The organism is Streptomyces sp. HUAS 15-9 (assembly GCF_025642155.1).
GTDB lineage: Bacteria > Actinomycetota > Actinomycetes > Streptomycetales > Streptomycetaceae > Streptomyces.
The window spans coordinates 7234875-7247424 of the sequence record NZ_CP106798.1; the positions used below are offsets into that span (position 1 = coordinate 7234875).

Below are 12550 nucleotides of genomic sequence, written 5' to 3' on the forward strand. Positions count from 1 at the left end.
ACCGAAGTGTCCAGTCACAGGCGTGTCGACTGTCGTTGCGGGATGGCGCCTGCTGTCACCGAGCCACAGGGCGTGTCCCAATAGGGGGCCTTGCCAACGATCAGGCGCCATCACGGTTCAGACCGCCCGAGCGGGCCGGTGCCACCCACTCAGTACGTCACCACGCGGGAGGCGGACCACCATGACGACCAGACAGCGCAGCACATACTCCAGTACCGATCCTCCCGTGCGGAAAGAGGTCGTACTGGGCGTGGACACGCACGGTGAGGTGCACGTCGCCGCCGTGGTGTCCCCGCTGGGCAAGATCCTGGGCACCGAGTCCTTTCCGGCGACGGTGGCCGGCTACCAGCGGCTGCTCATGTGGGCCCGCAAGCGGGGGACGGTGCGCCGGGCCGGTGTAGAGGGCACCGGCACCTTCGGCGCGGGCCTGTCCCGCTACCTGCTGGCGCAGCAGGTCGAGGTGTACGAAGTGAACCGCCCCGACCGCTCGGCCCGCCGGCTGCTGGGGAAGTCGGACCTGCTCGACGCGCAGGCCGCCGCGCGGGCCGTGCTCAGTGGCCGCGCCCGGGCCCGGGCCAAGTCCGGCGACGGTCCGGTGCACAGCGCCCGGATGTTCAAGCTCGCCAAGGACTCCGCGGTCAAGGCCCGCACCCAGGCGATCAACCAGCTCAAAGCCGTCCTGGTCATCGCCGATCCCGCACTGCGGGAACGACTGTCCAGCCTGGGCAACCGCGAGCTGTTCCGCACCTGCGCACGCCTCGGCCCAGGCGCCGGCGAGGACGGCGAGAACGCGGTGGCCCAGGCCACCCACATGACCCTGAGAATGCTCGCCGAGCGCATCGAACAGCTCACCGTGCAGATCAATGAGCTGAACCAACGCCTGACCCAGCTCGTCGAACACCACGCCCCACAGCTGCTCGTACCGGTGGGCATCGGCCCGGACAGCGCAGTCACCTTGCTGATCACCATGGGAGACAACCCCGAGCGGCTGAACACTGAGGCATCCTTTGCTGCCCTTTGCGGAGTCAGCCCCGTCGAGTACTCGTCGGGCCGGCGGCGTACGCGCCGCCTCAACCACGGCGGCGACCGGCAGGCGAACGCGGCCCTGCACCGCATCGTGTTCACCCGGCTGCGCCACGACCCCCGCACTCAGGCGTACTACGAACGCCGCACGAAGGAGGGCAAGACGCGACCTGAGATCATCCGATGCCTCAAACGGTATGCCGCCCGCGAGGTCTTTAACCTGGTCAGACCGGTGCCCAGCACCCCCGCGTTATAGGGGCGTCCGTGAGACGTGAGAGGGTCTGAGGCGTGAGTGAGACACCGTCGAACACCCTGCAATACCGCTTTGACGGGCCAGAAGAGGCTCCCGTCCTGATCTTGGGCCCCTCACTGGGTACCACATGGCACATGTGGGACCGTCAGATCCCTGAACTGACCAAGCAGTGGCGGATCTTCCGGTTCGATCTGCCCGGGCACGGCGGCGCCCCCGCGTACCCGGCCGGCTCGGTGACCGAGCTGGCCGCCAGGCTGCTCGTCACGCTCGACGGGCTCGGCGTACAGCGGTTCGGCTACGCCGGCTGTGCGCTTGGCGGAGGGCTCGGCATCGAACTGGCCCTGCGCTGCCCCGAGCGCGTCGCCTCGCTCGCGCTGGTCGCCACCTCCCCGCGGTTCGGGTCCGCGGACGAGTTCCGGCAGCGCGGGGTGATCGTGCGCACGAACGGGCTCGACCCGATCGCCCGGACCGCGCCGGACCGCTGGTTCACCGACGGCTTCGCGGCCGCTCAGCCCGCGATCACCGAGTGGGCCGTGCAGATGGTGCGCACCACAGACCCGGGCTGCTACATCGCCGCCTGCGAGGCGCTGGCCGGGTTCGACGTACGGGCCGAGCTGGCCCGTGTCGGCGTGCCGACCCTCGTGCTCGTCGGCTCGGAGGACCAGGTCACCGGCCCGGCCGAGGCCCGCACCCTGGTCGCCGGCATTCCGGACGCCCGGCTCGCTGTCGTCCCCGGCGCCTCCCACCTCGTGCCGGTCGAGCAGCCCGCAGCCGTCACCGAGCTCCTGGTCCGGCACTTCTCCACCGCCTGGCAGCCCGCCTTCGACTCGTCCACCGGCCAGATGGCCATCGTGGCGGCCACGGCCAAGCCGGCCGTCCTGGCCGCGGCGCCGCTCGTCGCTCCGCAGGCCGCGCCCATCGCCGAGATCGCCCCGGCCGTCGTACCACCGCAGCCCGCGGGGTGGCCGGATCAGTACGACGCGGGGCTCAAGATCCGCCGGGAGGTCCTCGGCGACGCGCACGTCGACCAGGCGCTGACCCAGGCCGACGACTTCTCCGGGGAGTTCCAGGAGTTCATCACCCGGTACGCCTGGGGCGAGATCTGGAGCCGGCCGGGCCTCGACCGGCGCTCGCGCAGCTGCGTCACGCTCACCGCTCTGATCGCGGGCGGCCACCTGGAGGAACTCGCCGTCCACACCCGGGCCGCGCTGCGCAACGGGCTGACCCCGGACGAGATCAAGGAAGTCCTGCTCCAGGCGGCCGTGTACTGCGGGGTGCCCGCGGCGAACAGCGCGTTCCGGGTGGCCCAGCAGGTCATCCGCGAGGAGACCACGCTCGCGGAGTGAGCGGTGGAGAGCGGCAGAGGACGGCGAAGAGCGGCGGAGAGCGACCGCGTGCGGCGGGGGAGAGGATGGGATCCATGAAGCTCACGAAGAAGTCGCATGCCTGTGTCCGGCTGGAGAAGGACGGGCGGACGCTCGTCCTGGACCCCGGAGGGTTCAGCGAGCAGGACGCCGCGGTCGGCGCGGACGCCATCCTGGTCACGCACGAGCACCCGGACCACTTCGACGAGGGGCGGCTGCGGGCGGCTCTGGAGGCCGACCCGGCCGCCGAGATCTGGACCCTGAAGTCGGTCGCCGAGCAGCTCACGGCCGCCTTCCCGGGCCGGGTGCACACCGTCGGCCACGGCGACACCTTCACCGCGGCGGGCTTCGACGTCCAGGTCCACGGCGAGCTGCACGCGGTCATCCACCCGGACATCCCGCGCATCACCAACGTCGGCTATCTGATCGACGGCGGCCGCGTCTTCCATCCGGGCGACGCGCTCACCGTCCCCGACCACCCGGTCGAGACGCTGATGCTCCCGGTGATGGCCCCCTGGAACAAGATCGCCGAGGTCATCGACTACGTCCGCGAGGTCGAGCCGCAGCGTGCCTACGACATCCACGACGCGCTCCTCACCGACCTCGCCCGCCCGATCTACGACCGCCAGATCGGCGCCCTGGGCGGCTCCGAGCATCTGCGGCTCGCGCCGGGGGACTCCGCCGAGGTCTGAGCCCGGAACCGGGCGGGGCGGCGTTGTCGGTCCCGCCCGGTAGGTTGTGAGGCATGCGCATCGCGACCTGGAACGTGAACTCGATCACCGCCCGCCTGCCGAGGCTGCTCGCCTGGCTGGAGAGCAGCGGCACGGACGTGCTCTGCCTGCAGGAGGCCAAGCTCGCCGAGGCGCAGTTCCCGTTCGACCAGCTGCGCGAGCTGGGCTACGAGGCGGCGGTGAACGCCACGGGCCGGTGGAACGGGGTGGCGGTGATCTCCCGCGTCGGCCTGGCGGACGTCGTCAAGGGCCTGCCCGGCGACCCCGGCTACGAGGGCCTGGAGGAGCCCCGCGCGATCTCCGCGACCTGCGGCCCGGTCCGCGTCTGGTCGGTGTACGTGCCCAACGGGCGCGAGGTGGACCACCCGCACTACGCCTACAAGCTCCAGTGGTTCGAGGCCCTGAAGGCTGCTGTTGCGGGCGACGCGACGGGCAGCCGCCCCTTCGCGGTCCTGGGCGACTACAACGTGGCACCGACGGACGACGACGTCCACGACGTGGCCGCCTTCGAGGGCCTCACCCATGTCACCCCCGCCGAGCGCGCCGCCCTCGCCTCCCTGCGCGAGGCGGGCCTGTCCGACGTGGTCCCGCGCCCGCTGAAGTACGACCACCCCTTCACGTACTGGGACTACCGCCAGCTCTGCTTCCCGAAGAACCGCGGCATGCGCATCGACCTGGTGTACGGCAACGAGCCGTTCGCCAAGGCCGTCAAGGACGCCTACGTCGACCGCGAGGAGCGCAAGGGCAAGGGTGCCTCGGACCACGCGCCGGTGGTCGTCGACCTGGACGTGTAGAGCGCGACACCCGCGCCGGGGCTGTGGTGCGCACGGTGGTGCGAATGTCACGCTGGGCTTATGAACATCCCGTTCCTGGGCAGTCGGCACAAGAAACACGATGAGGCGGTGCTCGCGCTCGACCCCGAGGGCGTCGCCGAGCTTCTCTCCGAATGTGAGCTGTTGCGCGCGCAGGCGTCCCAGGAGGGCGTCCTGCTCGACGACTCCGCGGCCTCGCTGGAGGCGCTCGACCAGCTGCTGCCGCGCTGGCGCGACGACGAGGAGAGCCTGCCCTGGCTGGGCAACGACGCGGGGCTGTATCTGGGCACGGTCATCGTGCGCACGGTGCCGGGTGCGCGCTGGGACCTCAGACCTGGCGGGCATGCCGTCGTACGGCTGGCGTCGGGCCGTGAGTTCGACGTCGTCGAGACCGGCCGGGAGTGGGCCGCGAGCGGTGCGCCCGAGCTGTCGCAGCTCTACGCCGAGGTCGCCGAGAACTGAAGCGAGCCCTGACGCTCGGCCTGAAGAATGCGTCGCGACCTAAAGACGGTGTAAATACGGCTTATGCCCGATAAGTGCGTGTCGTGTGTCGAGTCCCCTGCCGTCTGGATAGTTTGCGGATCCACGACACGGCAGAGAGTGAGTAGGGCTGCGGATGGCCGTCGATCCTTTGATCGAGCTGCGTGACGTCGACAAGTACGGCCGCGTCATCGAGCCCGCGTACTGAGCGGGGGTGCGACCATGATCCGTACCACACGTGTGTCCATCGCCCCGGCGGCGCTCGCCATCGCGCTCGTCGCGGCCGCCTGCGGCAAGCACGGCGGCCCGCCCGCCGAGGGCCCGGCGCCCGACGGACTCCCCAACCACCGGGTGGCGCACGGCATCCGGCCGCCGGCCCCCCCGAATTCCCTTGAGGCGACGCTCGGCCGGGCCGGCTCATGAACGTCGACTACGATGGGCCGTTCATCCCGCATCGGGATGAGCGCGCTGCTTTCGTGGTTCACCGGCCGGGTGTCCCACCGTGAGTGGCGCAGTCCCGAGACCCGGGCCGTGGCGGTTGCCGCGGCCGAACCAGGGGCGCTGCTGCCGGGTGGGAACCCCCCTCACGGCCCCGAGACCATAAGGGGGGCGGCAGTTCACAGGGCCAGGCCCGGCCGGCGGCAGCCGGAGATCACTGCTCGCGCAGCGGAACGGACACGTATGACGGGTCGTCCGCGGGTGAGGAGAAGGTCAGCTGCGCGCCGGACGGGTTGTGCTCGGTGTAGAGCGGGTCGACCGTGTCGACGACCAGGGCGAGCCGGTGCCCGGCCGGCACGTCGTAGGCGGTCGAGAACAGGTCCAGGTCGACGTCGAACGACTGGCCGGGCGTTCGGTTGTACCAGGTGTACGGCGCGTTGGTGACCAGCTTGCCGAAGCCGAGCGGGCCCACGTCGTAGAGGTAGGCGACGAGGGTGCCGCTCTCCCGGGTCGGGGTGAGGGTGGTGTGCAACTTCGCGGTGCCGCGCACCTGCTGGGCGGTGCCGTACTTCTCCGACTGCCAGACCGCGGCCCAGCGGCGGGGGAGCAGTGGGATCGAGGCGATCGGCGGGATCTGCGCGACCTGGTCGAGGATGCTGGAGAGGAAGACGATTCCGCCGTCGGCGCCCGAGTCCACGTTCGCGTGGATCGTGGTGGCGCCCCCGAGGGCGAGCTTCCTGCGGGTGGCGCCGACCGACTTCCAGTCCGGGTAGGCCTCGTAGCCGCCGGAGGTACGGGACTTGAGCTGTACCGGCTGCTCGTGGTCGATGCCGTTGTCCGCGCCCTTGAGATAGTGGTCGAGCCAGCGCTCGGTGTCGGTCCACACGTCGTTGGGCAGCCCGAACAGGCCGGTCAGTTCGGCGGTCCCGTGGTCGCCGGGGCGGAACTCCAGCCGCTTCGGGACGGTGAGCTTCTCGTAGAAGTCGGCGTACTGGTTGGCCGGGAAGATGGTGTCGCCCCAGGCGTTGGCCATCATCACGGCCGGGGCGTTCTCGTTGAGCTGGTCGACGTAGGTCGCGACCGAACGTTTCTTCCCCCAGTCGATCATCTCCTGTTCCTTGGCGAGGTTGGAGGCGTAGAAGTCGTCGAAGACCTGCCGTGTCTCGGGGCTCTCGCGGCCCGTGATGACACCCGCGCCGTCAAGGAAGGCGGCGGCCTCGACGTGCTGGGTGCGGCCGGAGTAGATGGAGCTGATCAGGTCCGCCCAGCCGCTGAGCGCGGCGACCGCCTTGATCCGCTTGTCGTGGGCGGCGGCGAGCAGGCTGATCCCGGCGCCGTAGGAGACGCCCGCCATGCCGATGTGCCGGGGGTCGGCGGGGGTGTTGGCGAGAGCCCAGTCGATCACTTTGGAGGCGTCCGCTATGTCGGGCGGACCGGCCACTTCTATCTGTCCGCCGGACTGCCAGAAGCCGCGCACGTTGTAAGTGAGCACGATGTACCCGGAGTTCGCGAGCTTCTGGGCCTGGACCAGATACTCCGCCTGGGGAAGGCCCCAGCTCGTGGGCAGCACGATGAGCGGGTAGCTGTGCGAGGCGTCGGCGTCCGCGGGGGTGACGACGTTCGCCTTGAGGATCGTGCCGCCGTCGCCGGTGATGTCGACGAAGCGGATGCCGGTGGCGGCCTGCGCGGCCGGAGCCAGGCCCACGACGCTGCCGGCGATCAGCGCCGCGGAGACGGCTCCGACGGCGGAGGTGCGCAAGGTGGTGCGACCGTGTCCCATGGGTCACTCCTCACTCGTGTCAGTGCAAAGTGACCCGACGGTAACCTTGACGCCTTACCCTAAGTAACCCGTCGGTAAGTTACGTGCCGGTAAAGTTATTTGGAGTGTGTCGTTCCCTAGGAGGCCCGGTGTGAGGCGCGTGGAGCCTCCAGCTTCGGCAGCGGCGCCTGCGCGGTCCGCGTCACGTCCGCGACCAGCTCGACCACGTCGGGGCCGTACGCCTGCGAATTGACCACCTTCAGCAGGAGGACGAAGGTGTTGTCACCGTGCTTGCGGGCCAGCCGCTCGTGGTTGCGGGCGAGATAGCGGGTCGCGGCCTGGTTGGTGATGGCGCGCTGGCCGCAGAAGAGGAACACCGGGCGGGCGTCACCCCGCTGGCCCGCGGTGAGCCGCGCGAGCAGCACGTACTCGCTCTTGCCGGACTCCAGCCGGTAGCGCTCGCTGCCGATCTGGAAGGCGCCGCGGTCCGGGCCGGGCTCCGCGTTCACGTTGACACGCACGCCGGGAAGCAGGGAGGCGAGGTGTGCGGCCATACGGCGGTTGGAGGCGGGGCCGCCCACACAGAACTCGGTGCGCTCGCCGAAGCCCTGCTGAGCCGTGTCGTGGGCGATGACCTGCGCGTTGGCGTTGCAGTCCTTGATGAGCGCGGCGAGCTCCAGGAGCGCGAACACGTCGTGCCGCATCACCGTCAGCTCGGGCCCGCCCGCCTCGCGGTTCACCACGAGCAGCGACTCGGAGTTGTCGGGCAGACCGAAGAAGGCCTGCTTCCGCCGGAGCTTGCGCTTCCACAGGTAGGTGCGGGCCAGCCAGCCGAGACCGGCGCTGACACCGGCGGCTATCAGGCCCAGGACGATGTTGCGGACGTCGTCATTCATGGGCGCGCATGGTAGCGGGCCCGGGTGGCCGGAACGTACCCGTGTTCGATGTGTGATGTTCGCGTGACAATTGCCTTGAATGAGCCTGTCGAGGCGGGGTCCATGTGGCTACGCTGCGCGGACTGTCCTGGACTGGAGGTACGGATGCGTCGCTCTGCCGCGCGGAAACTGACGGTTCTGGCGGTTTCGGCCGCCGTGGTGTCGGTGGGGGCGGCGGCGCCACCGGCTCCGGTGGCCGGGACGGTGGCGAAGGTTCCGGTGGCTGTCGGCTACGGCGGCGCGGTCGCCAGCGTCGACGCGGACGCCTCCGCCGCCGGCATCGAGGTCCTGAGGAAGGGCGGCAACGCCGTCGACGCAGCCGTCGCCACGGCCGCCGCGCTCGGCGTCACCGAGCCCTACTCCTCCGGTATCGGCGGAGGCGGCTACTTCGTCTACTACGACGCCAAGTCCCGCACGGTCCACACCATCGACGGCCGGGAGACCGCGCCGCTGACCGCCGGCTCCGACCTCTTCCTGGAGAACGGCAAGCCCCTCGCCTTCGCCGACGCCGTCACCAGCGGCCTGAGCGTCGGCACCCCGGGCACGCCCGCCACCTGGCAGACGGCCCTGGACGAATGGGGCAGCAGACACCTCGGTACGGTCCTCGAACCCGCCGAGCGCATCGCCCGCGACGGCTTCACCGTGGACGACACCTTCCGCAGCCAGACCGCGTCCAACGAGACCCGTTTCCGCTACTTTCCGGCCACCGCGAAGCTGTTCCTGCCCGACGGCCGGCTCCCGGTCGTCGGCTCGACCTTCAAGAACCCCGACCTCGCCCGCACCTACGAGGAACTGGCCAGAAAGGGAGTCGGCGCGATCTACGACGGCGCGCTCGGCGAGGACGTCGTCCACACCGTGAACAACCCCCCGGTGGACCCGGGTTCCGGCTGGAACGCCCGCCCCGGCAAGCTCTCCGCCGCGGACCTGGCCGCCTACCGCGCCAAGCCGCAGGCGCCCACGAAGACGTCGTACCGCGGACTGAAGGTCTACTCGATCGCGCCCTCCTCCTCGGGCGGCACCACGGTCGGCGAAGCCCTCAACATCCTTGAGAAGACCGACCTTTCGAAGGCCTCCGAGACGCAGTACCTGCACCACTTCATCGAGGCGAGCCGGATCGCCTTCGCGGACCGCGGGCGCTGGGTCGGCGACCCGGCCTTCGAGGACGTACCGACGAAGGAACTGCTCTCGCAGAAGTACGCCGACTCGCGCGCCTGCCTGATCAAGGACGACGCCGTCCTCACCAGCCCGCTCGCGCCCGGCGACCCGCGCCACCCGGCGGCCTGCTCCACCGCGGGCACGGCGGCCCCGACGACCTACGAAGGCGAGAACACCACCCACCTCACGGTCGCCGACAAGTGGGGCAACGTCGTCTCCTACACCCTCACCATCGAGCAGACCGGCGGCAGCGCGATCACCGTCCCCGGCCGTGGCTTCCTGCTCAACAACGAGCTGACGGACTTCTCCTTCGCCCCGGCCAACCCGGCCGTGCACGACCCGAACCTGCCCGGTCCCGGCAAGCGGCCGCGCTCCTCGATCTCCCCGACGATCGTGCTCGACCGGCACAACCGGCCCGTCGTGGCCCTCGGTTCGCCCGGCGGCGCGACCATCATCACCACCGTGCTGCAGACCCTCACGGAGTTCCTCGACCGCCGGCTCCCGCTGGTCGACGCGATCGCCGCGCCGCGCGCCAGCCAGCGCAACGCCGCCCAGACCGAACTCGAACCCGCGCTCTACGACAGCGACCTGAGGACCCGGCTGGAGGCCATCGGCCACAGCTTCAAACCGAACCCCGAAATCGGTGCGGCCACCGGCGTCCAGCGCCTCCCGGACGGCAGATGGCTGGCCGCGGCGGAGAAGGTACGCCGGGGCGGCGGTTCGGCGATGGTGGTGCGACCGGCGAGGTAGGGGGCGGGGCCCGGGAAGCACGGGCGGTTCCGGGGTACGTTCCGCCTGCGCGTCCGCCGCGGACACCCCGGCTCACGCGTCGGGAGCATCTGGCGTGGCTCGCGCTGGGCGCACGCCGCCTGGGGGACCGGCGCGCGCGGCTTGGCCGGGGCGTCCGGCGCGTGCGGCCCGACTTGGGTGTGCGAGGGCCCCCGGGGTGCCTGTGCCCTGGTGGCTACCGGCCGTCCTGGTCGCCCGCCGCCGGGTCGGCCTGTGCGGCCGGTGGTGGTGCGTCCGGGGTGGCCCCGCCCGGCTGCGTGGCCGGCGGTGGTGGGGCCTCGCCCGGGTGGGCGTGGAACGTCAGGCGGCTGTCGGCCACATCCACCGTCACCCGGCTGCCCTCGGTGACAGTGCCGTCGAGCAGGAGGCGGGAGAGCTGGTTGTCGACCTCGCGCTGGATGGTGCGGCGCAGCGGCCGGGCGCCGTACTCCGGCTGGTGGCCGCGTTCCGCGAGCCAGCCCACGGACGCGTCGGTGAACGCGACCGTGATGCCCTGGGCGTGCAGCAGCCTGCGGGTGCGCTCCAGGAGCAGGTCGGTGATCTGCCGCAGCTGCTCGGCGGTGAGCTGGTGGAAGACGACGATCTCGTCGATGCGGTTGAGGAACTCCGGCCGGAAGTGCTCGCGCAGCGGCCGCAGGATCCGCTCGCGCCGTGCCTCCTCGTCGGCCTCCTCCCCTCCGCTCCCGAACCCGATGCCGGCACCCCGCCTGGTGACCGCCTCGGAGCCGAGGTTGCTGGTCATCACGATGACCGTGTTGGTGAAGTCCACCGTGCGGCCCTGGGAGTCGGTGAGCCGGCCGTCGTCCAGGACCTGCAACAGGATGTTGAAGACGTCGGGGTGCGCCTTCTCCACCTCGTCGAGCAGCAGCAGCGAGTACGGGTGCCTGCGCACCACCTCGGTGAGCTGACCGGCCTCCTCGTGCCCGACGTACCCGGGCGGGGCGCCCACCAGCCGGGAGACCGTGTGCCGCTCCTGGTACTCGCTCATGTCGAGGCGCACCATGCGGTCCTCGCTGCCGAACAGCGCCTCGGCCAGCGCGCGGGCCAGCTCGGTCTTGCCGACACCGGTCGGGCCGAGGAACAGGAAGCTGCCGATCGGCCGGTCCGGACTGGCCAGCCCGGCCCGGGAGCGCAGCACCGCCTCGGACACGGCGGCGACCGCCTCGTCCTGCCCGATCACCCGCTGGTGCAGATGCCGCTCGAGGCCGAGCAGCCGCTCCTTCTCCTCCTGGGTGAGACGGCTGACCGGGATGTGGGTCAGCCGGGACACCACTTCGGCGACGGCCTCGGCCGTCACCTCCAGGTGCTGCCCCTCGTCGGCCTCCTCGTCGCCGCTGGTCTCGGAGATCCGCTCCTTCAGCCCGGCGATGCGGTCGCGCAGCTGGGTGGCCTGCTCGTACTGCTCGTCCGCGACCGCCTGGTCCTTGTCCCGGACCAGCTGCTCGACCTCGCGCTCCATCGCGCGCACATCCGTGCCCTTGGTCCGGGCGCCGAGCCGCACCCGCGCCCCCGCCTGGTCGATCAGGTCGATCGCCTTGTCCGGCAGTCGGCGGTCGGTGAGATACCGGTCGGACAGCTCCACGGCGGCCACCAGGGCCTCGTCGGTGTAGCGGACCTGGTGATGGGCCTCGTAGCGATCGCGCAGCCCGCGCAGGATCTCGATCGTGTCCTCGGCCGTCGGCTCGGGCACCAGGATCGGCTGGAAGCGGCGGGCCAGCGCCGCGTCCTTCTCGATCCGGCGGAACTCCTCCAGCGTGGTCGCGCCCACGATGTGCAGCTCGCCGCGGGCCAGGGCGGGCTTGAGGATGTTGCCCGCGTCCATCGCCCCGCTGTCGCCGCCCGTGCCGGCTCCGACCACGGTGTGCAGCTCGTCGATGAAGACGATCAGCTGGTCGGAGTGGGCGCGGATCTCGCCCACGATGTTGTTCAGCCGCTCCTCGAAGTCCCCGCGGAACCGGGTCCCGGCGACCACACCGGTCAGGTCCAGGGAGACCACACGGCGGCCGATGAGGATGTCGGGCACGTCCCCGTCGGCGATCCGCTGGGCAAGCCCCTCCACGATCGCGGTCTTGCCTACGCCCGCGTCGCCGATCAGCACCGGGTTGTTCTTGCCGCGCCGGGAGAGCACCTCGATGGTCTGCTCGATCTCCTCGCCCCGCCCGATGACCGGGTCGATGCTGCTCTGCGCGGCCAGCTCGGTCAGGTCGCGGCCGTACTTGTCGAGGGTCGGCGTCGACGCGGGCCGCTGCCGGTCGGTTCCGGTGCGTGTCCGGTCGGTCTCGGGCGCGTCGGCCGGCATGCCGGTGGCCGCGAAGCGGGCGGCGCCCAGGATGTGCCCGGCGGCCGAGTCCGGGTTCGCGGCGAGCGCGCTGAGTACATGCTCCGGGCCGATGTACCCGGCGCCGCTCGCCCGTGCCAGGTCGTGTGCGTCGAGCAGGGCCCGTTTGACGGCCGGGGTGAGCGAGAGCGAGGTGGGCGGCGGGACCTCGCCCGCCGGGTGCTGCACCGGGCCGGAGCGCTGGTCGATCTCCGTCGCGAGGCCGTCCGGGTCCGCGCCCGCGCGGCTGAGCAGACTCCGGGTGGGCTCGGTGGACAGGGCCGCGCGCAGCAGGTGCTGGGTGTCCAGGTCCCGGCTGCCGTGCTCGGCGGCGTACAGGGCCGCGCCGCGCACGAGTTCCCTGGCCGGCTGGCTCAGCAGCCGGCCTATGTCGATGTGGCGGGGGCCCTGCTGGGGGCCGCCTCCGCCGAAGAACCGGGACAGGAACTCACCGAAGGGGTCGGGAGGGTAGCCGTCGGTCATGACGTTCCGTT

Annotated in this window: 10 protein-coding genes; 7 read left to right on the plus strand and 3 right to left on the minus strand. The window is 71.2% G+C overall.

Annotation, left to right across the window (positions count from 1 at the left end; translation table 11 throughout):
* Positions 1-181: 181 nt before the first annotated feature.
* From N8I87_RS33020 to N8I87_RS33045, 6 genes are all read left to right on the plus strand, one after another.
* Positions 182-1279, plus strand: a complete 1098-nt coding sequence (locus N8I87_RS33020) for an IS110 family RNA-guided transposase (RefSeq protein ID WP_263214221.1) — start codon at positions 182-184, stop codon at positions 1277-1279.
* Between the two features lie 32 nt (positions 1280-1311).
* Positions 1312-2622 carry a bifunctional 3-oxoadipate enol-lactonase/4-carboxymuconolactone decarboxylase PcaDC gene (gene pcaDC / locus N8I87_RS33025; RefSeq protein ID WP_263214222.1) on the plus strand — a complete coding sequence of 437 codons (1311 nt, stop codon included), beginning with the start codon at positions 1312-1314 and terminating at the stop codon, positions 2620-2622.
* A gap of 74 nt (positions 2623-2696) precedes the next feature.
* Entirely contained in the window at positions 2697-3332 is a 636-nt protein-coding gene (locus N8I87_RS33030) for an MBL fold metallo-hydrolase (RefSeq protein ID WP_263214224.1), read from the plus strand.
* 53 nt (positions 3333-3385) lie between these two features.
* Positions 3386-4165 (plus strand): exodeoxyribonuclease III, encoded by a 780-nt coding sequence (locus tag N8I87_RS33035; RefSeq protein WP_263214226.1) that lies wholly within the window; start codon positions 3386-3388, stop codon positions 4163-4165.
* Positions 4166-4225: 60 nt separating this feature from the next.
* A complete protein-coding gene (locus N8I87_RS33040) occupies positions 4226-4645 on the plus strand; it encodes a DUF6278 family protein (RefSeq protein WP_263214228.1) in 420 nt (139 codons plus the stop codon).
* A gap of 240 nt (positions 4646-4885) precedes the next feature.
* Positions 4886-5086 (plus strand): hypothetical protein, encoded by a 201-nt coding sequence (locus N8I87_RS33045; RefSeq protein WP_263214230.1) that lies wholly within the window; start codon positions 4886-4888, stop codon positions 5084-5086.
* Between the two features lie 229 nt (positions 5087-5315).
* Here N8I87_RS33045 and N8I87_RS33055 read toward each other — a convergent pair whose 3' ends face one another.
* Together N8I87_RS33055 and N8I87_RS33060 are read right to left on the minus strand one after the other, a co-directional pair.
* A complete protein-coding gene (locus N8I87_RS33055; protein ID WP_263214231.1) occupies positions 5316-6881 on the minus strand; it encodes an alpha/beta fold hydrolase in 1566 nt (521 codons plus the stop codon).
* 116 nt (positions 6882-6997) lie between these two features.
* The gene (locus N8I87_RS33060) at positions 6998-7756 is read right to left on the minus strand and encodes a hypothetical protein (RefSeq protein WP_263214233.1); all 759 of its coding nucleotides are present in this window, start codon (positions 7754-7756) and stop codon (positions 6998-7000) included.
* A gap of 144 nt (positions 7757-7900) precedes the next feature.
* Here N8I87_RS33060 and ggt point away from each other — a divergent pair, with 144 nt between their 5' ends.
* The gene (ggt, locus tag N8I87_RS33065) at positions 7901-9700 is read left to right on the plus strand and encodes a gamma-glutamyltransferase (RefSeq protein WP_263214234.1); all 1800 of its coding nucleotides are present in this window, start codon (positions 7901-7903) and stop codon (positions 9698-9700) included.
* Between the two features lie 214 nt (positions 9701-9914).
* Here the strand turns inward: ggt and N8I87_RS33070 are convergent, their stop codons facing one another.
* Positions 9915-12539 carry an ATP-dependent Clp protease ATP-binding subunit gene (locus N8I87_RS33070; protein WP_263214236.1) on the minus strand — a complete coding sequence of 875 codons (2625 nt, stop codon included), beginning with the start codon at positions 12537-12539 and terminating at the stop codon, positions 9915-9917.
* Between the last annotated feature and the right edge of the window lie 11 nt (positions 12540-12550).

Bases quoted from the DNA above. Each gene is read 5' to 3' on its own strand.
- N8I87_RS33060 (WP_263214233.1), bottom strand. From the start codon at position 7,756: ATGAATGACGACGTCCGCAACATCGTCCTGGGCCTGATAGCCGCCGGT.
- N8I87_RS33040 (WP_263214228.1), top strand. From the start codon at position 4,226: ATGAACATCCCGTTCCTGGGCAGTCGGCACAAGAAACACGATGAGGCG.
- N8I87_RS33035 (WP_263214226.1), top strand. From the start codon at position 3,386: ATGCGCATCGCGACCTGGAACGTGAACTCGATCACCGCCCGCCTGCCG.
- N8I87_RS33070 (WP_263214236.1), bottom strand. From the start codon at position 12,539: ATGACCGACGGCTACCCTCCCGACCCCTTCGGTGAGTTCCTGTCCCGG.
- ggt (WP_263214234.1), top strand. From the start codon at position 7,901: ATGCGTCGCTCTGCCGCGCGGAAACTGACGGTTCTGGCGGTTTCGGCC.
- N8I87_RS33055 (WP_263214231.1), bottom strand. From the start codon at position 6,881: ATGGGACACGGTCGCACCACCTTGCGCACCTCCGCCGTCGGAGCCGTC.
- N8I87_RS33030 (WP_263214224.1), top strand. From the start codon at position 2,697: ATGAAGCTCACGAAGAAGTCGCATGCCTGTGTCCGGCTGGAGAAGGAC.
- N8I87_RS33045 (WP_263214230.1), top strand. From the start codon at position 4,886: ATGATCCGTACCACACGTGTGTCCATCGCCCCGGCGGCGCTCGCCATC.
- N8I87_RS33020 (WP_263214221.1), top strand. From the start codon at position 182: ATGACGACCAGACAGCGCAGCACATACTCCAGTACCGATCCTCCCGTG.